This window comes from Myxacorys chilensis (assembly GCF_059505265.1).
Window position 1 is genome coordinate 1 of the sequence record NZ_JCACKG010000077.1, and the last position, 18,569, is coordinate 18,569.

Genomic DNA, 18,569 nt, shown 5'->3' on the forward strand with positions numbered 1-18,569 from the left:
AGAAACAACTGCTCCATTCTGCTTTTTCTCTCATAGATAAACCAGCCCTGCCCCCCGAATGCGGTAAAATCCCGTGGACGACCCAAACAATCGCCTGTCAAAAACTTACTCGACCGCTTACAGCTTCATCAAGCACAGGTGTTAGCATTCATGGCTGATTTTCGCGTCCCCTTTGATAATAATCAGGCGGAGCGAGACTTACGCATGATGAAACTCAAGCAAAAGATTTCGGGTGGATTTCGCTCGGTTGAGGGGGCGCAAATGTTTGGTCGAATTCCTGGCTATATTTCTACGCTCAAGAAGCAAGGGTTGAATGTCCTCGAAGCCCTTAAGCAAGTCTTCTTAGGCAATCCGACAATGCCAACTATCCTTCAACCTGAGTAGTTACGTTCTCCTTGTTAAATTCTTTGCTTGATTTCATGGCTAAAGCAGTTTCTGTCTTATCTTTTGTCATTGCTTTATCCTTTTAATGTTGTATTCGGATGCTTCCATCGTAGAAATAGGAATTAGGTCTCTGAGTACACAAACCTCACAATTTATTGCCTAATTCTCCTCAATCTCTTATTCTCTATCCTTTACTAAATGGGACTACCAACGGTATTGTCAGGTTAACCAGGATATAGAATAATCGTACTAGTTCAACCGTGATCGCAATCTGCTCTTTATGTATTCCGTCATCGATTTCCCGGCGAAATTATTAGCCATTGTGTTTGGCTGTATTACACCTTTCCTTTAAGCTACCGGGACATTGAGAAAATGATGCTCTATCGCGGCATTGAAGTGACCTACGAAACGAGTCGAGAATGGTGTCAAAAGTTCGGGCAGCAATATGCCAATCAGCTTCAACGCAAACGCCCCTACATCACAGATAAGTGACATCTCGATGAAGTAGTAGTGACGAACACGCTGCACATGTGCCAGAGGCAATAAAAAGCAACAATATTATTTGTGGCGGGCAGTGGATTCGGAGGGGAATATCTTAGATGTTTTGCTGCAACGGCAGCGGGATACAAAAGCGGCAGAGCGGTTCTTCCGTAAACTCCTCAAGAAACAAAACTTCGTGCCACGGGTGATTGTGACCGACAAACTCAAAAGTTACGGGGCAGCCAAGAAGCGAGTGATGAAGAATGTAGAACATCGACAGCATAAGGGGCTGAACAATCGAGCCGAGAACTCGCATCAACCGACCCGAACACGAGAGCGACGAATGCGGCGATTCAAATCCCCAGGACAAGCGCAACGATTTCTATCTGCGTTTGAATCCATTCGAGGACACTTTCATCCCAAGCAACATGAACTGAGTGCGAAACGATATCGAGAACAGATGCGCCAACGATTTGAGGATTGGCGAGAAGTCGCCTGTTTGAAAACTGTTGCGTGAAGTTGAGCGATTACAGCAACTCAAGAATCACAGTGCTTAATTTCGACTTTCTCCCGTTAAGTTGACAATACCGGTTTGTACCTCCCGCGATAAATTTCGTTTGGTTGCTAGTTGCGGCTTGAATCGCTGTGTTAGGTTCGTTGACTCGGAGATAAGCAAATGGTTTCATTGTTAAGGGAATTAGAAACGAAAGAGTTTGCTCTAGCGGGCTTGTAATCGAAATTGATTCGCTTGATTATGAATTCGCTTGAGTAGCTTCTTTCACTGCCGCGACAATGCCAGGATAGGCACTACACCGACAGATATTGCCACTCATGCGTTCTCGGACTTCTGCATCTGTCAACTCAACCTGTCCCTGCTGTCTGACATCTGCTGCAACTGCACTTGATGTGTCTGCTTTTGCTTCAGCTATAGCTGCTACTGCCGAGCAAATTTGACCCGGTGTGCAATAGCCGCACTGAAATCCGTCATGCTTAATAGGCCTGTTGGGAAATAGAGGAGAATAGTAAAGACAGAGAGAGGATGAGGGAAATGTTCAACATCGAACGGGCACTGAAGGAAGACCGATTGCTGCGGGCAATGACAGGATTAAACCGCAAAGCGTTTGATGCTCTGTTGCCCGCGTTTGAGGCAGGGTATGAGCAAACCTTGCACCAGCAACCTCGCCAACGAGCAATCGGAGGTGGACGCAAAGCACGCTTGGGCAATTCCCAGGACAAATTGTTTTACATCTTGTTCTACTTCAAGAGTTACCCCACCTTCGATTTAGCAGGATCGCTGTTTGACATTGACCGCTCTCAAGCTCATCACTGGATGCATCGCTTACAACCGATTTTAGAAGGCGCATTGAACCAGAAGATGGTGCTGCCGGAGCGCAAACTCACGAGCATTGAGGCATTTATTGAGCGCTTTCCAGGGATGGAACGAGTCATGATTGATGGCACAGAACGCCCGATTCAACGTCCCAAAGACCCAGAGCAGCAAAAACTGAATGACTCTGGCAAGAAGCGGCGGCATACTCGTAAGCATTTGGCAGCAGTGGATGAGCGCAAACGAGTGTTGGTGTTGAGTCAAGCCCGCGAAGGGAAACTGCACGATAAGAAGTTCCACGACCACGAGGATATAGCCGGGAGTGTGCCTGAGGAGATTCCCATTGAACTGGATTTGGGGTTTCTCGGAGTTGACAAGCAGTATGACAATATTCGTATTCCGCATAAGAAACCCAAAGGAGGGGAATTGAGTGAGCAACAGGAGGACAATCGAGCTTTAAGTCAATCCCGAGTGGTTTGTGAGAATGCCTTTGCGGGGGTGAAACGCTATGGTGCAGTGAGCGCAGTTTATCGCAATCGGATTGAGCAGTTTGATGATTATTTGATGTTGACTGCTGCTGGATTATGGAACTTTTACTTGATAGCAGCGTGAAAACTACGTCACAAACCGGAGGTGACAGAATTTCAACCTAATCCTAAACTATTTCCCAACAAGCCTAATGAATGCTGCCTGGACGGGGTGCAGTTCATTCCCGCTTGCTAAACTTTCAATCGTGGTAATCTCTGCATCGTCGTACATAACTGCTAGTGACAGACAGGAATTAATTCGCTGTCCGTTCACTAATACGGTACAAGCACCGCACTGACCGCAACCACAGCCTTTTTTAGTACCCGTCAAACCAATGCGATCGCGTAATGTATTCAGCAAGGTCACATGCGATTCAATCTGCAATGGATAGTCTTTGCCGTTGACTCGGAGTCTGATACTACTCGACTCCGAGCCTTGTGCAATCGAGGGAGTATCGCGCTTAGTTTGAGCGATCGTTCTTTTCGTAATTCCACTAAATGCACTCGTCACCGTACCAATGATGACTAGCTGACCAAATCGCCGCCTGAATCTAAAGTTCACTCATTAAGCTCCTATACAACTAGTAAAAATCTTCGCGTTTTTCAGTTTCAAGCTCTTATATTGCATCAGGCAGAAGCTATGCTGAAGCAAGTTTTTGATCGCGTATGTCCTTATATAGCGTGATGCGGGGATTGTCTTCGGCTATGAGAATCCGATTCATAAGCAGTGTTCGGTAATTCAAGAGAAATAATCACCGTTTTTACCACGAAGTCAGAAGAGCCAGAATTACTTGCGACACAACCATAATTACTGCGTAGCTCTTTCGATGGGCAATACTAGCACTTCGTGTACCGCTGTCGCTGCACTTCCACCTGTTTTGGTTCCCCCTCCAAAAACAGAAATTCGGTTTCCAACCGCTAACGCCCCTAATCCATGTCGTGGGGTAGGCAAGGGCGGTAGTGCTTCCCATTTGTCGGTTTTCGAGTCGTACACCCAGCTTTCAGCAAAAACTTTCTGCTCTGGAACCCATTGTTCACCGCCAAAAACGTAGAGTTTGCCGTTGAGTGCGGTTGCAGCCAGGCCCCCTTGCGCTTGAGGCATCGGCGATCGCGTCTCCCACCGATCAAGATTCGGATCATAAACCTCAAGATTTGGCACGTTCACCTGCCGTGCAGTGCCATCGGCATTCTTGGAAAAATTGCGACCACCCACCACGTAGATTTTTCCATCAATAGTAGCCGACGCTGCACTGTTTCGCGCTGTCGGTGCATCAGCACGGACTGACCAACCGTTGGTCAGTGGATCAAAGACTTCGTTTCGCACACTGTCAATGTGGTCATTGAACAGCCGAGCGTCTTCAGTGGCTCGAACGCGACCACCAATCAGGTATATCTTGTTATCAACCACTGCGGATACAGCCTCTGCGCGCGCCACTGGCAGGTCAGTACCGCTAGTCCAAGTATTAGAGGCGGGATCATAGATAAACATCGTCGGCTGCGCCTGCCAGTTCGGAAACCCGCCCGTGAAGCCGCCAACACCATACAGCAAACCCCTTACCGCTGACAGCGTGATGTGATGGCGTGCGTCAGGTAACGGTTTCAATACAGTCCAGGCATCTCTGGCAGGGTCGTAAGACTCGAAATGATCGGTGAATCCAGGGTTTTGGCTGAGGAACCCGCCGACCACATAAAATTTTCCGTCTAAAACTTCTGGATAAAGCTCTTGTCGAGCGATCGCTGGCGGCGCAGCTTTAGTCCAAGATGGCAGTTGGCTTTGCGCTTGATTCTGTGCCTGTGATGTCTTGAAGAGATTGGGCAGCAAGGCAGCAGCAGCGGCGGCACCAAATCCTAACAAACCCAGTGCAGAGCGACGGGAAACAACTCGCCTAGTTGCTGGATGAGAATAATTGTTATCTTGAGCGACGTCATCTTTCGGGTTACTATTCGTCATTACCTTGTCCTCCTACTTTTGTATTCTGATGTGTTCGTGCTGTAAGCTGCTGAAAGCTATTGAGCCGGGGGACGTAGAAGTATTTTGCCGCAAGCGCGCCCTGAGGCACTGTAAGCGAGACCATCCTGTACACTGCTGAGATGGAAGGTGCGATCGCATTCTTGTCACGATGTGGAATTGATTCTCCAAACCCGATCGCGATGGTGATTAAGAGTACACCCCCCCCCAACCGCTAGCACTCCGTAGACCGATCGCCAACCCGTAACAACCAGAACCCTCGCACCGATTATGGGTGCAATCATTGGCGCGATGCTCGTCACGAGATTGATGTATGAGAACTGCGCTCGTGCGGCGGAACCCTCAAACAGGTCACGAACGATTGCCATCTCTAGTACGGCGGCAGCACCTGCACCTGCACCTGCGATAAAGCGCCAAGTAATTAGCGCATCGATTGAGGGCGCGATCGTACACATCACATTAGCGAGTGTGAAGACCCCACAACCCATTAATAGAATCGGGCGGCGACCGTAGCGATCAGAAAACGGACCAAAGACCAGTTGCGCGATCGCAAAGCCAGCCATGAATAAACTGAGGGTCAAACCTGTGGCAGCAGGGGATGCATTGAAGGACGTACCAAGTGCAGCAAGGGCGGGCAATCCCATATCGATCGCTAAGGGCGGTAATGCAGCCAGGGCACCTAGCAGCAGAGTAAACCCCAAAGAGTTCGGTCGAATTTGCATAGTTCTTTTCCCAATTCCGATGTCTGCTGACTAATGGCAAAAATCGGTCAGTTTCTAGCTAGGCAGCGCAGCGGGCGACCATGCACCAATTTGATGCAGCATCCCGAACCAATCTTCCAAGTGCCAGGTGTGCGAAATGCGATCGCCGTCGAAGTGATGAAACTCGTGCAATGCGATCGAGATGGGCTTTCCCGCCGCCTGAAGTCCAAAGATTTCTCCTCGGTGGGTCGCAACCATGCGCGCCCGCACACCAGCACGGTCTGGTTGTGCAATCACGTCGTCAATCACGATCTGCAAGTCCGGAAAGGCAGCAAAGAACATCTGCATGAGTGGCTTGAAACCCTCACGACCATTATCTTGACCGGGCGCGAGCGGAATGTCCTGCCAGTCCGAAGTCACGGCTTCGTCAAGAAGACTGGGGTTTTTATCGCTGAACGCTTGGTAGAACGCTTCAAGCGATCGCTCTTGCGCCACTGTCAAAGCTGAAGTTTGAATCGTTACTGATGAATGCATAGAATCCTCGGTTGATGACAAACACGAATGAAACTATGTCGATCATTGCATGCTGTTTATGATGTGTCCAATGCATATTGAGAATGTAAATCATGTCAATAATGGTATGATTGAAGTTATGACTCAACAGTTCCCTAACCTCTCCCGCATCGACCTGAACCAACTTCTGGCTCTACAAGCCATGCTGGAGGAGAAACACATTACTCGTGCCGCTCTCCGCGTCTCGCTCAGTCAGCCCGCGATGAGTCGGGTGCTGAGTCGAATGCGGGCGGCGCTCGGCGATGATCTGCTCGTCCGTAGTGGCGTGGGGTACGAACGAACACCGCGTGGCGATCGCTTGCTGCAAGAATTAGAGGCTCTCCTGCCTCGCCTCAACGCGGCGATCGCAAGCAACGACTTCGATCCTGCTATTTCGCAGCAATATTTCCGAGTCACAGGCACCGACTATGCAGTCGCCGTGATCGTCAGCGGTGCGGTACGGCTCTGTCGCAAGTTTGCTCCGGGCGTTCGCGTCGAGGTCATTGGCTGGGCACCAGAGAGTTACCGTTACGTAGAAACGGGACGCTGTGACTTGGCACTCGGTGTGGGCAGCGTACCAACCCCGCCCAAGGGACTGAAGGTGGAAGTGCTGTACCACGAGCAGTTCATCTGCCTCATCAGCGCGGACAACCCATTTAAGCACGAGCGTTTTTCTTTAGACGGATACCTATGTCGTCCCCATGCGATCGTCGCCACCGCAGAAGGGCAGCAAACCATGATCGATCGGCCGCTGGCTGATCTGGGCAAGGCAAGAGAGATTATGTTCCAGTGCCCCTACTTCATGGCAACCGCACTTAATATTGTGGGCACTGACCTGATATTCACCGTCCCCATGCGTGTCGCACTCGAACTCTCAAAGTCAGCAAACCTTCGCCAAGTATTACCACCTCAAGAGATTGGTGATTTCCCCTACACCATGATCTGGCATCCTCGGCTCGACGGTGATTCTGGGCAGTCCTGGTTCCGTGACCAGATTCGGGCGACGGTGAGACGAGAGTGAGAAGGTTGTGTGCATAAACCTGATTGACTGACATGCCTCTCCTCTAGGATGACCTGTAAAGCAAGAAGTTGATTCAGGTCGAGGCGAGAGATTGGGGAACTGCTGAGCCATGACTTCAATATATACCAATATTGGTATGAAGATTATTTCTAATATGCATTGGACACATCACATATGCGTTGCAATAATCGTAGTAACTTTATTTGCACTCATCATTAACCAAGAATTCCATGCATTTATTAGCAATGATTCAGACTTTAGTACTGACAGTTGCACAAAAGCGATCGCTTGAAACGTTTTATCGAGCATTCAGCGGGAAAACCCCCAGGTTTAAGCAATTACCTATAGTGATCGTTAAAGCTGACTCTAGGAGGTCATTATGAACATGAAACGTCGTAGATTCTTGGGCATTATGGGAGGTGCCAGTGTCGTTGTCAGTCTTGCTAATGTCTTGACGCATGGCATCAAATCTCATGCACAGCAGCTATCAGGTGCTCTTGCCGAGAGCTTCCGGCGCAGGTCGAGAGAGGCTGAAGCCCGTGGCCTAGCCGAGCCGTTTAAGGGTATCACCACGAACGGCGATGTTGTCCCAGGTCTCTTCCCCATCCGCTCGACCGGAGTTTCCACCGCGCCCGTTCGCAGTGCTGCCGAGACTTTCCTCGCCACTTTGACCCCAGCGCAACGCACCAAGACGGTGTTTTCGGTTGACGACCCGGAATGGCACAAGTGGATGAACCAGCACTTCTACATCCGGCAGGGCACGGGCTTCTACGAGATGACTGAGGCTCAGCGCGAGGTGGCATTCAACCTGTTGCGAGCCTCGCTCAGCGCTAAGGGATTGGAGCAGTCGTGCGACATCATGCGGCTCAACCACACCTTGGGCGAGCTAAATAACAATAACTTCGAGGAATATGGCGAGTGGCTCTTCTGGATTACGGTGATGGGCACACCTTCAGACACGGAGCCGTGGGGCTGGCAACTCGATGGTCACCACCTGATCATCAACTACTTCGTACTGGGTGACCAGGTGGTGATGACACCCACTTTCATGGGTTCCGAGCCAGTGACGGCTAACTCCGGCAGGTACAAAGGCACGACCGTGCTGCAAAGTGAACAGAACAAGGGTCTGGCACTGATCAACGCGCTCGATGATGCACAGCGTAAGAAGGCTATCATAGAGGTTTCCAAGACCCGCAACAATAACGTGGGCGAAGCGTTCAGTGACAACGTCGTTCTCGACTACGCAGGCATTCGCGCTACAGAGTTCACCGCCAATCAGAAGGCACAATTGCTCGATTTAATCGGTGAGTATGTAGGAACTATGCGCGACGGGCACGCGACGGTTAAGATGGACGAGGTACAGCGGTATCTAAACGAAACTCGATTCGCTTGGATCGGCGGGACGGAACCGAACAGCGTCTTCTATTACCGTATCTACAGCCCGGTGATCTTGATCGAGTTCGATCATCAAACGCCGATCGCTCTGCGGTATTTAGAACGGGGTCAGCCTACGCGCGAACACATCCACACCGTAGTGCGAACGCCGAATGGGAACGACTACGGGAAGGATCTACTCCGGCAGCACTATCAGCAGCACCCGCACCCGCATAGGCATTGAATGATTTAGTTCCCCGCGTGAAGTCGTCGATCGAATGAAGATAAACATTCGACGAGGAGTACTAAAATGCATCGATCGGACAGAGCGGCTAAGCATAAGACAGAGCAGTTTTGCGATATCGTATCAGCGTGATGCGACTGAATTATGGTTGTAGTTCATATCAATCCGCATGAGTGACGCGATTAAGACCTACGATTCGATGTCTGAACTTTATGCTTCCTTTGGCGGCAGGCTAGAGCAAGACGTTGGTTTTACGATTCATCGAAATGAGGAACTTTATCCCAATGCTCCAATTAAGTCTCCAACGTTTCGGGCAAACTTCTACTCAGTTCTAATCCTGCGCGAAGGGCGAGGTCGCTACCTCATTGACGACCAATCCTATGTGACTCGCGGCAACACCATTTATTTCACAAATCCCGGTCATTTAAAGGGGTTCGAGGTTGATGAAACATTACAGGGATATATCATCAGCTTCTCAGAATCATTCCTGAAGCAATATGTTCATGAGAATGTTTTTGATGAATTTCCATTTCTAATTGCTGAAGTTGCGCCACCAAACTACCCCGATCGCGAAGTCTTTCAAATCTTTGACGACTTAGGTGGCCAATTGTTGTATGAATATCAGTCGGATTCTGCATACAAACATAAAGTGATTGGATGTTTAACAGTGGTGTTGCTCCTCAAAATTAAAGAGCGGTTTTGGAAGGCATATGATCCACTGACTGAAGCTTCAACTAGCTCGGACATCACACTGACATTCAAACGCAACCTTGAAGCGCACTTTCGCGATCTACTGGATGGCAAGTGCGATCGCTTGTTCCAGGTACAGGACTATGCCCAGGCACAGTATCTGCATCCCAACTATTTCAGCACCGTCATCAAATATAAAACAGGTAGATCAGTCAATAGCTGGATTGCGGAGAAAACGATCGCGGAAGCAAAGGCAATGTTGGCGCGATCGTCGGAATCAGTCCAGGAAATTGCAGCTCGCTTGGGATTTAAGGACGCAGGTCACTTCTCCCGTTTCTTCAAAAAACACACTGAACTGTCGCCTTTGAGCTTCCGGCAAAGTTCATCAAGCTAGGTGTGTTCAATCACGACCATTGATTCTCTTAAACTTAGAAATGAACAAGCCTGTCGAGAAAATATCCATGTCCTATGTTGGTTGAGTCAGGCTTAATAGAAATTAAGAAGACGCAGTGAAAGCGATCGCTAGAAGATATCTGCTGAACTTCTCTGCAAAGCCAAGCTGATTGACTTATCAACATTGGAGAGTAAGACATGAATACTGAGCGATTAGCGCAAAGCGCAACTCCGCCAAAGCCACCTCGTCGATTACCTCCATTTATTCTCTTTGCTGCATTTCTGAGTACGTTTTATATCGGACTCATTGGTCCAATCTTGCCAGCTTTAGTCGAGCAATATGGTGGAAATGCCTTCACCATCGGACTGTTGTTTTCTAGCTATTCTTTCGCACAATTCCTCAGTGCGCCCAGCCTAGGAGCAATTAGCGATCGCTACGGGCGACGAGTGATCATGCTAGTGAGTTTGTGTGTCGCAGTTCTTGGCTTTTCGATGTTTGCGATCGGTGGAGAACTGTGGGTATTATTCGTGGGCTGGATGATCGTCGGCGTGTCTGACTGTTGGATTGGCACCGCTTTTGCCTATGTAGCAGACACAACCAAATCTAGCGATCGCACTCGCTACTTTGCTTTTCTAACTGCTGCAATTGCTTCAGGGTTTATTGTTGGACCAACCACAAGTGGTTTTGTCGCCCGAATTAGCCCTGTTACGCCGCTCTATGTGTTGATCGCGGTGCTCGGTTTTGCTGCCATCTGGGGCTATTTCTCAATGCCAGAAAGTTTGCCACCTGCACAACGAGCGACTGTACTTCCGCTCAGTCACTTAAATCCACTGACTCAAGCGCGTGACATCTTACAATTTCCGCAACTCCGACTGCTGCTTTTGAGTTATCTGCTGTTCTGGTCGATTGTGATTGTGCCTTCGTCCAACTTACCCAGTTTGCTTTCCGATCGCCTCAATTGGACTCCAGAGCAAATTTCTCCTTTATTGATCACTTTCGGGATCATTGTTGTCTTAGTTCAGCTTGTCGTCTTGCCGCTGCTGCTGCGACGGTTTCAAGAAATTCGTCTGGCAATTGTGGGTGGATTGATCGCAGGATTTGGATTTTTTCTAATCGGTCTATTTCCAGTTACAGGCGCTTTACAACTGGTTTATGGAGGCATGGTGGTCTACAGCATGGGACAACCGCTCGTACAGACCTGCCTCACCGGAGCAATGTCAAAAAGCATGAGCGCGGATCTCCAAGGGCGGGTTCAAGGCAGCATTGCTGCGGTCATGGCACTCGCACAAGTAATCGGACCGCTGTGGGCAGGTTGGCTATACGAAGCCGTGAGTCCAGCCGCTCCCTATTGGGCAGCTACAGTTCAAGTGCTTATTGCTGTCGCGGTTATGCTGATCGCACTTCCAAGACTCAAGCGTCTGAATCAGCAAAATCGTGCAATGAATAATGAACTAAATCAATATCACTAGCTTCCCTCATTAATCAAAGGAGCAAGATTATGAAATACCGCAAACTTGGAACCACAGACGCGCAAGTCTCAGCGTTGGGATTGGGCTGCATGGGAATGTCCGACTTCTACGGCGATCGACAAACCGATGATACTGAAAGTATTGCAACTATTCGAGCCGCGATCGATCTGGGCATTAACTTTCTTGACACAGGCGACTTTTACGGCATGGGTCACAATGAACTGCTGATTCGAGAAGCGATCAAAGAAATTCCCCGCGACAAAGTATTCATTGCAGTGAAGTTTGGAGCATTGCGCGATCACAAAGGTGGCTTCAACGGTGAAGATAGCCGTCCGGTTGCTGTGCAGAACTTTCTGGCTTATAGCTTGCAGCGTTTGGGGGTAGATTACATCGATCTGTACTATCCATCGAGAGTCGATTCCAATGTGCCGATCGAGGACACAATTGGCGCGATCGCAGACTTGATTCAAGACGGCAAAGTACGCTACGCGGGACTCTCAGAAGCCAGTGCTGAAACTTTGCGGCGAGCAGCTCAAGTGCATCCGATCGCGATGCTGCAAACGGAATACAGTCTGTGGACGCGGGAGCCTGAAACTGAAGTGTTGCCCGTGTGCCGAGAATTGGGAACGAGTTTAGTTGCTTACTCACCGCTGGGACGCGGCTTTTTAACCGGAGCCTTTCAATCTCCCGATAACTTTCCACCTGACGATTGGCGGCGGCACAATCCCCGCTTTCAAGGCGAGAACTTTTATCGCAACCTAGAACTGGTCGAAAAAGTCAAGCGAATTGCTGCCCAAAAGCAGTGTAAGCCTGCTCAACTTGCGCTCGCTTGGCTGTTGGCAAAAGGCGAAGACATCATCCCGATTCCCGGAACAAAACGCCAATCACGGCTGCACGAAAATGCGGGTGCAGTGGACATTGTGCTGACTGCTGACGAACTACAACAAATTGAAGCAATCTTGCCGATCGGCGCTGCTGCCGGAACTCGCTATCCTGAAGCACTCATGCACTTCGTTAACCGTTAGTTAGACCGCAGCTTGATTGAAGCACCGACATCTATCTGAATGCTCCCCATCATCAGACAAAACAATTTCGCCCTTCAAAAGGCTGAAGCAATTACAGGAGAATCTAATCGTGCAAAACACTCCTCAACAAATGAAAGCAATGGCTGTTAACGAGTTCGGTGGACCCGATAAGCTGACTTTGCATACCTTACCTGTGCCTACGGTAGATTCGAGCGAAGTTTTAATTCGCGTTGAGATCGCTGGAATTGGTATCTGGGACGCGATGGAGCGCGAAGGTACACTGGTGTATAACGAAGTCCACTTTCCGCGCGTGCTGGGCGGCGAATGTGCGGGCACCGTTGTTGCCATTGGCGACGGTGTTGAGCGTTTTGCCGTCGGCGATCGCGTTTACGCACAGAGCTTCATGAACGACAAGGGTGGTAGCTATGCCCAATACGTTGTTGTCTCTGAAAAAACGGTTGCGCCGATGCCCGATGGTCTCGATATCTTGATGGCGGGCGGACTACCTATTGCCGGAGCGACGGCGCTAAGCAATTTGCAAGCACTGGGGACAAGTAACGAAACCAAATTGATACTGTGGGGCGCGAGTGGCGGTGTCGGTCACGTTGCGCTTCAACTGGCTAAGCGCATGGGAGCAAGCGTTTTCGCGATCGCGTCGGGTGCAGACGGCGTAGAGCTAGCCAAGCGTTTGGGTGCCGATGAAGTGGTGGACGGACGCGGTGACGACGTTGGGCAACGCGCCCGCGCCTTTGCGCCCGATGGCTTTGATACTGCGCTGGTGCTGACGGGCGGTGATGATATTCAATCCACGCTGGGTTTGGTTCGTCAGGGCGGGATCATCGCCTTTCCGAACGGCGTGATGCCTGAACCTAAAGCGCCTGATGGCGTGGAACTTAAGAAGGTAAATGGCTTCGCCGATCCCATGTTGTTTGATCAACTCAACCGATTGATGAGCATTGGTAAGTTTCAAGTTCACATCGCGCAAATATTTCCACTCGAAGAAGCCGCGCAAGCGCAGGAAGCGATGAAACAGCATTATCTGGGCAAAATCGTGTTGCGCGTGAGCGACAAATAAGAGTCGAGCGAATTTCAAATCACAACAACTCTACTCTCAACAAACTCTGTGCCCAGCCAAGCATTGATCAAGTATTCGGGCACCTATTACACTATTTTGGAGACAGATCATGGATCTTTCTAACAATACGGTACTCGTCACGGGTGGTGGCAGTGGCATTGGTCTGGCGATCGCCAAGCGTTTTCTTGATGCTGGCAGTCGGGTGGTGGTTTGCGGTCGTCACGAAGGCAAACTTGCAGAAGCGCGTACGGTCAATCCCGGCTTAGAAACCCGCGTAGCCGATATCGCAAATGCCACTGACCGCGAGAAACTCATCGCTTGGACGATCGCGCAATACCCAGACTTCAACGTGCTTGTGAACAATGCTGGGATTCAGCGACGCGAGCGATTCTTAACCGATACCGCCGACTGGTCGAGCCGACAGAAGGAAATCGCAATCAATCTGGAAGCACCAGTACATCTGGCATCGCTGGTGCTAGAGCATTTTAGTGCACAGCCACAAGCAGCGATTATCAATATCTCATCGGGTTTGGCGTTTGTGCCAGCCCTGTTGGTTGTGTCGCAAAAATGGTAAGGTGTGGAAGCTCAATTTTCTCTAGCTCTGCTCTAAATGACGACTGATTCCTCGTTCAAATGGCGGCACTTTTTGCCAGAAATCATCTTGCTAAACGTGCGCTGGTATTGTCGTTATTCCTTGAGCTACCGAGACTTGGAGGAGATGATGGCGGAGCGCGGAGTCGCCGTGGTGTCCTACGGAGCTTCGCGAAGCGAACACATTCGACCCTCAATCGTTGGGTTTTGAAATTTGCCCCAGAACTCGACAAACGCATCCGTCCATTTCTGAATCCCACAAACGATTCGTGGAGAGTCGACGAAACGTACATCAAAGTGAAAGGCGAGTGGAAATACCTGTACCGAGCGGTGGATTCGCAGGGCAATACCCTGGACTTCATGCTGAGTGCGAAGCGGGATGGAAAGGCTGCGGCGCGCTTTTTTCGCAAAGTGTTGGGAGCCAAGCATACTCAAACTCCACGGGTGAGTCGCTGCGCGAGCTTCGAAGAACTCACAGTCGATAAAAACGCCGCTTATCCAGTCGCAATCAATGAATTGAAGCAAGACCAAACCTTGAAAGCCGAGACCGAATTGCGGCAGCGCAAATACTTGAACAACATTATCGAGCAAGACCATCGGAACATCAAACGGATTGTCAAACCAATGATGGGATTTCAATCATTCAACACGGCAAGGAGAACGTTGCGCGGGATAGAGGCAATGGCGATGATGCGTAAAGGACAAGTGAAAGGAATCAAACAAGGGGATAGTGTATCTGGAGCAAGATTTGTTAATGAACTCTTTGGAGTGATGGCTTAAAGCAACACAAACGAGACCAGTTCGTTTGTCACTTTAAAGTCTTTGCGACAGAACCCTATCTTTAGCGGTTGTTGAGGTTCAAGCTAGAACCTTTCAATCCAGCGGTCTCGCCACATTCCTGGGCTGAAGGGCCTGTTGTTTCGTAAAATGCCGCTTCCGCCGCCGCCTGGTCTGCCGCTTTCGTGTAGCGCCGGAAGCTTTGCACCGAGCGGTGGCGCGTTAGCGTCATCACATGATAGGGATTCATCCCCTTGAGCACCAGATTGGTGGCAAACGTGTGGCGACAGCGGTGAGCATGAAACTGGATGCCCGTCTTCTGAGCGATCGCATCCACGACCTTGTGAATGCCCTCATAACTCAGCCGTTGTCCCGCATTGCGGCGAGAATGAGACACAAATAATGGGCTGAGCGATTGCACCTCATCTCCTTGACCTCGTCGCCAAGACAAATAAGCCTCCACCCGTTGGCTCGCCTCTTGCGTTAACGGAACTGCCCCTTTACTATCCGCCTTTGCCGCGCGAATGGTCAGTCGCCGTCCATCAAAATTCTCACAATTTAGGGCAGACACTTCATTGGCGCGCAAGCCGTGCATCAACACTGACATCAGCGCTAAATTTCGTTCTGGTAGTGAGCCTTGCAGGATGGCCTGCTCAATCTGTTCTACCTCTGCATCGCTCAGATTCTGAGCCTCGGGTTCGACCAGTTTAGGAAGGGCGACCTCGAGCGTTGGGTCAACCGTCAAGTAGCGCGATCGCGTCATCCAACCGAAAAAGTTCTTGACCGTTCCCAACACCCGCCGCACCGTAGCATCTGACAATACCCGTTGATCCGTCTCTAACTCCCTCCGCATTAAATGCGCTTTGAATTGGGCGATTTGACGTGGTGTAGTCTTCGCCCAGCTTCTATCATGCCAACTCAGAAACTGCTGCAAGTCCTGGCGATAGGCGTTCTGAGTTCTGGGAGCCAGCGATCGCGCCTGCAAAAATTCCTCCACCCGCAGTTCCCGCAAATCACTCGGTTCTGAAACCGATTTTTCAGTGTGGAGGGGCTCCCGATGGACTGGAAGAATTTGGATTTCTGGAATCCCTCTGGGCTTTGGTTCCAAAATTGCCTCACTTTCTGATTACAGATAATCATCATTAGCTGGAATATGACCAGCATACGACATCCACGAAGGAGCACAATGAAAAGTACGGTAAAATTTAGGCAGCTATCAGCGTTTGAGGAAGATTCATGCCGTCGCCTTTCCCCGGAATGAACCCTTATTTGGAACATCCTACGTTCTGGTCAGAATTTCACAGCCGCCTGATTGTTGAACTGTCCAATGCGCTGATCCCAAGTCTCCGTCCCAAGTACTACGTCGGAGTTGAGACACGCACCTATACCGACGAGGGCGAAGAAGAATTGCTGGTCGGCATTCCTGATGCTTTGATATTGCCATTGGTAGAACACCAAGAAAATCTGCGATCGTCAGAAGTGTCAGACGTTGCCGTGCAAACGCGCCCGACCCAGGTTCGCCTCCCCGTGCCCGTTGAAGTCCGAGAACGGTATCTGGAAGTCCGAGAGGTGGGAACAAATACGGTTGTCACAGCAATCGAGATCTTGTCCCCTAAAAATAAGCGCAGAGGAAAGGGGCGGACGGCATACGAGAAAAAGCGTCAGCGCGTGTTAGGAAGTTTGTCGCATTTAGTTGAGATCGACTTGCTGCGTGGAAATTTGCCCATGCCGATGACGGGGACAACTGAGAAGGTTGATTATCGGATTGTGGTGAGCCGGGAAGCGAATCGCCCCACCGCCGACTTGTACGGCTTTAGCTTGCGAGAATCCATTCCTCACTTTCCACTGCCCCTAAAGCCGGAGGACGCTGAATTGACTGTGAACCTGCAAGACGTCTTCGATTGCGTTTACGACTTAGGCAGTTATGACGTGCGGATCGATTATCAACAGCCCGTTCCCCCACCTGCTTTGTCTAAGGGTGATCAGCAATGGGTGAATGAGTTACTCGCACCACTGCGGGGGACATAATGCCGAAGTCATTGCCCGAAAAGTGTCGCCTGTGTGCCAAACTGCCTGCAACGGAGGCAAAGCAACGGCATGGGGTGGAAGGCGACGGTTGCTGGGATTCACGAGTCTGTCCGAATCGCCGCTCCTATGCGCGGCACCGCGATCGGCGCAATCAACAACGCAATCAGAAACGCTGGGCAGAACAAGGCCGGATCACAGTTCAGCTGGATGATGACCCCTTAGCCGCAGACACACTGGCACAAATTCGCCAGCATTCGGGCATGAAGCAGATTCAGTTTGAAACCGAGTTACCGGATGCAGGCTATTCTGCCGTCTTGAAAGTGTATCGTCGAGCGGTGGATGCACCCCTCGTGGCGATCTCCGGTGAAGTCTGGTGTGGACGCATCAAGGAAGCCGAGATTGTACCGATTGCTTGTGCCACGTTAACGCCTCGCCAAGTCGAAATCTACGTTGAGCGATTGCTAAAGAAACTGAGCGAAGTATACGGAATTCGCAAATTCGCCGCACTAGAAGAACTGGCACCGGAGTTGTATTCGTTGCCGACTGATTAAAGAGGATGAATCATGGCTCGAAAGCAGCAATTTCAACGCTCAAGCCAAGTCGTGCAACTCGAACTCTGGACTGTGATTGAAAGTGCAGGAGATGTTCCAGAACAAGCAGACCTTGAGCAAATCTGGTTGATTCTAGACGTGGCGCTCGATTCCTTGAGTGTGCGATCGCAGTTGAAATTAGCGGGCGATGTGATTGATCGTATGGCGCAAATTATTCACGATCGCGCGTTGTTGACAATTGAAGAAATTCACCATATCGGCAATGCAGAAGGACCAATCATGCCGCTGGGGGCGTTTGACCGCTTTGTGCGGCAATCGATGCAAGTCAATTTGGCCCCCTTTGTTGAAGCTCCTCCGGGTCCACCGAGAGCTTCTCAAGTGGGGAACCATTCTGACTTTCCGGATGATGGGCGATCTATCGCCGAAATTGATCAAGCGGCCCTTTTGGAGGCCCTGGATGCAGAACCAGAGCTTGACGAGCCGGAGAGTTACCAAGGCGCACTTGCGATCGCGCACAGCGAGAATGTTCAGGATTGGATCAGTGCAGTCCAGCAGTGTTTTGCAGCGCAGCCGCATCGCTCGATGCTATGGGTCGACCTGACGAGGGCGATGAAGGATCTGAGTACTGCAGAAGATAATGAGCCCCGAAGTGTCTGGGTCAAAACTTGGTTAGCCCTATTGCTCGGTGAATACCGATTGGAGCAACGAGGGGAGTTCTATGGAGCCGAAACCCTCTGGGTAACCCGGGAGTAGACGGTGACCCTGTTCACTATGCTGGGCGTAGAATTCTGAACCGTTCTGCCAAGCTGAGGAATTTTGAGAGTGCAGGAATACTGGGTTTTCTATATTCATCACTACAGCGCATCGGATAATCAGTTGAAGGACATCGATCGCCACTGATAAATGCTGATAGAGAAGGTGTAACAATTTCTCATTAAAGGGATACCTTAATAGTTACTTCGTACTATTAAGAATTGAAAGGTGGCTCAGCGCGGGTAAGTGAGATGCGAAAGATTATTCATGTGGATATGGATGCCTTCTATGCCTCAGTAGAGCAACGGGACAACGTAGCTTATCGAGGTAAACCGCTGGCAGTCGGTGGCTCTCCAAATACGCGGGGGGTGGTCTGCGCTGCTAGCTACGAGGCGAGACGATTTGGCATTCACTCGGCCATGTCCTCTAAAGTCGCGCTCCAACGCTGTCCTCACTTGATTTTTGTGTCCCCTCGGTTTGAACTCTATCGGGCAATCTCAGCTCAGATCCGCCCCATTTTTGAGCGTCATACTGACATGATCGAACCGATCGCCCTCGATGAAGCCTATCTTGATGTGAGCGAGAATAAGTCAGGGCTGCCCTATGCGACGGCGATCGCACGAGAGATCAGAGCCGC

At 50.3% G+C, this 18,569-nt stretch carries 18 protein-coding genes and 3 pseudogenes; 15 read left to right on the forward strand and 6 right to left on the reverse strand.

Annotated elements, in window-relative coordinates; all coding sequences use genetic code 11:
* Window positions 1–45 precede the first annotated feature (45 nt).
* Together AC5JLB_RS04630 and AC5JLB_RS04635 are read left to right on the forward strand one after the other, a co-directional pair.
* Window positions 46–384, forward strand: a pseudogene (locus tag AC5JLB_RS04630) (IS66 family transposase); the annotation flags it as partial.
* Between the two features lie 309 nt (window positions 385–693).
* Window positions 694–1,381, forward strand: a pseudogene (locus AC5JLB_RS04635) (IS6 family transposase).
* Window positions 1,382–1,616: 235 nt separating this feature from the next.
* Here the strand turns inward: AC5JLB_RS04635 and AC5JLB_RS04640 are convergent.
* Window positions 1,617–1,859 carry a 2Fe-2S iron-sulfur cluster-binding protein gene (locus AC5JLB_RS04640; protein ID WP_495872697.1) on the reverse strand — a complete coding sequence of 81 codons (243 nt, stop codon included), beginning with the start codon at window positions 1,857–1,859 and terminating at the stop codon, window positions 1,617–1,619.
* A gap of 53 nt (window positions 1,860–1,912) precedes the next feature.
* On the opposite strand from AC5JLB_RS04640, the gene AC5JLB_RS04645 reads away from it, so the two are divergent.
* The gene (locus tag AC5JLB_RS04645) at window positions 1,913–2,803 is read left to right on the forward strand and encodes a transposase (protein WP_495872680.1); all 891 of its coding nucleotides are present in this window, start codon (window positions 1,913–1,915) and stop codon (window positions 2,801–2,803) included.
* A 48-nt stretch (window positions 2,804–2,851) separates the two neighbouring features.
* Here the strand turns inward: AC5JLB_RS04645 and AC5JLB_RS04650 are convergent, their stop codons facing one another.
* The 4 genes from AC5JLB_RS04650 to AC5JLB_RS04665 all read right to left on the reverse strand — a co-directional run bounded on the left by AC5JLB_RS04650 (window position 2,852) and on the right by AC5JLB_RS04665 (window position 5,922).
* On the reverse strand, window positions 2,852–3,280 hold the full coding sequence (locus tag AC5JLB_RS04650) for a (2Fe-2S)-binding protein (protein WP_495872681.1): 429 nt from the start codon (window positions 3,278–3,280) through the stop codon (window positions 2,852–2,854).
* Window positions 3,281–3,526: 246 nt separating this feature from the next.
* A complete protein-coding gene (locus tag AC5JLB_RS04655) occupies window positions 3,527–4,669 on the reverse strand; it encodes a Kelch repeat-containing protein (protein WP_495872682.1) in 1,143 nt (380 codons plus the stop codon).
* Between the two features lie 164 nt (window positions 4,670–4,833).
* On the reverse strand, window positions 4,834–5,409 hold the full coding sequence (locus AC5JLB_RS04660; protein WP_495872683.1) for an MFS transporter: 576 nt from the start codon (window positions 5,407–5,409) through the stop codon (window positions 4,834–4,836).
* A gap of 54 nt (window positions 5,410–5,463) precedes the next feature.
* Window positions 5,464–5,922, reverse strand: coding sequence for an ester cyclase (locus tag AC5JLB_RS04665; protein WP_495872684.1), 459 nt, complete (start codon window positions 5,920–5,922; stop codon window positions 5,464–5,466).
* Between the two features lie 118 nt (window positions 5,923–6,040).
* Here AC5JLB_RS04665 and AC5JLB_RS04670 point away from each other — a divergent pair, with 118 nt between their 5' ends.
* The 8 genes and pseudogenes from AC5JLB_RS04670 to AC5JLB_RS04705 all read left to right on the forward strand — a co-directional run bounded on the left by AC5JLB_RS04670 (window position 6,041) and on the right by AC5JLB_RS04705 (window position 14,603).
* Window positions 6,041–6,961: a LysR family transcriptional regulator gene (locus AC5JLB_RS04670; protein WP_495872685.1), complete on the forward strand. Its 921-nt coding sequence runs from the start codon at window positions 6,041–6,043 to the stop codon at window positions 6,959–6,961.
* Window positions 6,962–7,340: 379 nt separating this feature from the next.
* Window positions 7,341–8,579 carry a DUF3500 domain-containing protein gene (locus AC5JLB_RS04675; protein WP_495872686.1) on the forward strand — a complete coding sequence of 413 codons (1,239 nt, stop codon included), beginning with the start codon at window positions 7,341–7,343 and terminating at the stop codon, window positions 8,577–8,579.
* Window positions 8,580–8,748: 169 nt separating this feature from the next.
* Window positions 8,749–9,663: a helix-turn-helix domain-containing protein gene (locus tag AC5JLB_RS04680; protein WP_495872687.1), complete on the forward strand. Its 915-nt coding sequence runs from the start codon at window positions 8,749–8,751 to the stop codon at window positions 9,661–9,663.
* A 197-nt stretch (window positions 9,664–9,860) separates the two neighbouring features.
* Window positions 9,861–11,132 (forward strand): MFS transporter, encoded by a 1,272-nt coding sequence (locus AC5JLB_RS04685; protein ID WP_495872688.1) that lies wholly within the window; start codon window positions 9,861–9,863, stop codon window positions 11,130–11,132.
* A gap of 29 nt (window positions 11,133–11,161) precedes the next feature.
* Window positions 11,162–12,157 carry an aldo/keto reductase gene (locus AC5JLB_RS04690; RefSeq protein ID WP_495872689.1) on the forward strand — a complete coding sequence of 332 codons (996 nt, stop codon included), beginning with the start codon at window positions 11,162–11,164 and terminating at the stop codon, window positions 12,155–12,157.
* A 109-nt stretch (window positions 12,158–12,266) separates the two neighbouring features.
* Window positions 12,267–13,232, forward strand: coding sequence for a quinone oxidoreductase family protein (locus AC5JLB_RS04695; RefSeq protein ID WP_495872690.1), 966 nt, complete (start codon window positions 12,267–12,269; stop codon window positions 13,230–13,232).
* Between the two features lie 109 nt (window positions 13,233–13,341).
* Complete coding sequence (locus AC5JLB_RS04700; RefSeq protein ID WP_495872691.1) at window positions 13,342–13,806, forward strand: SDR family NAD(P)-dependent oxidoreductase; 465 nt, start codon at window positions 13,342–13,344, stop codon at window positions 13,804–13,806.
* A 36-nt stretch (window positions 13,807–13,842) separates the two neighbouring features.
* Window positions 13,843–14,603 (forward strand): annotated as a pseudogene (locus AC5JLB_RS04705) (IS6 family transposase).
* A gap of 61 nt (window positions 14,604–14,664) precedes the next feature.
* Here the strand turns inward: AC5JLB_RS04705 and AC5JLB_RS04710 are convergent.
* Entirely contained in the window at window positions 14,665–15,708 is a 1,044-nt protein-coding gene (locus AC5JLB_RS04710) for a tyrosine-type recombinase/integrase (protein ID WP_495872692.1), read from the reverse strand.
* 128 nt (window positions 15,709–15,836) lie between these two features.
* Between AC5JLB_RS04710 and AC5JLB_RS04715 the strand changes: the two genes are divergently transcribed.
* From AC5JLB_RS04715 to AC5JLB_RS04730, 4 genes are all read left to right on the forward strand, one after another.
* Window positions 15,837–16,628, forward strand: coding sequence for a DUF4058 family protein (locus AC5JLB_RS04715; protein WP_495872693.1), 792 nt, complete (start codon window positions 15,837–15,839; stop codon window positions 16,626–16,628).
* Window positions 16,628–17,179: a hypothetical protein gene (locus tag AC5JLB_RS04720; protein ID WP_495872694.1), complete on the forward strand. Its 552-nt coding sequence runs from the start codon at window positions 16,628–16,630 to the stop codon at window positions 17,177–17,179. The genes AC5JLB_RS04715 and AC5JLB_RS04720 overlap by 1 nt, the downstream gene beginning before the upstream one ends.
* Window positions 17,180–17,191: 12 nt before the next feature.
* Window positions 17,192–17,932, forward strand: a complete 741-nt coding sequence (locus AC5JLB_RS04725; protein ID WP_495872695.1) for a hypothetical protein — start codon at window positions 17,192–17,194, stop codon at window positions 17,930–17,932.
* Window positions 17,933–18,183: 251 nt separating this feature from the next.
* A partial coding sequence (locus tag AC5JLB_RS04730; RefSeq protein ID WP_495872696.1) for a Y-family DNA polymerase occupies window positions 18,184–18,569 on the forward strand: 386 nt, incomplete at its 3' end.

Coding starts and splice junctions, on each gene's coding strand:
- AC5JLB_RS04660 (WP_495872683.1), bottom strand. CDS start 5,409: ATGCAAATTCGACCGAACTCTTTGGGGTTTACTCTGCTGCTAGGTGCC.
- AC5JLB_RS04685 (WP_495872688.1), top strand. CDS start 9,861: ATGAATACTGAGCGATTAGCGCAAAGCGCAACTCCGCCAAAGCCACCT.
- AC5JLB_RS04665 (WP_495872684.1), bottom strand. CDS start 5,922: ATGCATTCATCAGTAACGATTCAAACTTCAGCTTTGACAGTGGCGCAA.
- AC5JLB_RS04725 (WP_495872695.1), top strand. CDS start 17,192: ATGGCTCGAAAGCAGCAATTTCAACGCTCAAGCCAAGTCGTGCAACTC.
- AC5JLB_RS04690 (WP_495872689.1), top strand. CDS start 11,162: ATGAAATACCGCAAACTTGGAACCACAGACGCGCAAGTCTCAGCGTTG.
- AC5JLB_RS04675 (WP_495872686.1), top strand. CDS start 7,341: ATGAACATGAAACGTCGTAGATTCTTGGGCATTATGGGAGGTGCCAGT.
- AC5JLB_RS04720 (WP_495872694.1), top strand. CDS start 16,628: ATGCCGAAGTCATTGCCCGAAAAGTGTCGCCTGTGTGCCAAACTGCCT.
- AC5JLB_RS04680 (WP_495872687.1), top strand. CDS start 8,749: ATGAGTGACGCGATTAAGACCTACGATTCGATGTCTGAACTTTATGCT.
- AC5JLB_RS04700 (WP_495872691.1), top strand. CDS start 13,342: ATGGATCTTTCTAACAATACGGTACTCGTCACGGGTGGTGGCAGTGGC.
- AC5JLB_RS04670 (WP_495872685.1), top strand. CDS start 6,041: ATGACTCAACAGTTCCCTAACCTCTCCCGCATCGACCTGAACCAACTT.
- AC5JLB_RS04655 (WP_495872682.1), bottom strand. CDS start 4,669: ATGACGAATAGTAACCCGAAAGATGACGTCGCTCAAGATAACAATTAT.
- AC5JLB_RS04645 (WP_495872680.1), top strand. CDS start 1,913: ATGTTCAACATCGAACGGGCACTGAAGGAAGACCGATTGCTGCGGGCA.
- AC5JLB_RS04715 (WP_495872693.1), top strand. CDS start 15,837: ATGCCGTCGCCTTTCCCCGGAATGAACCCTTATTTGGAACATCCTACG.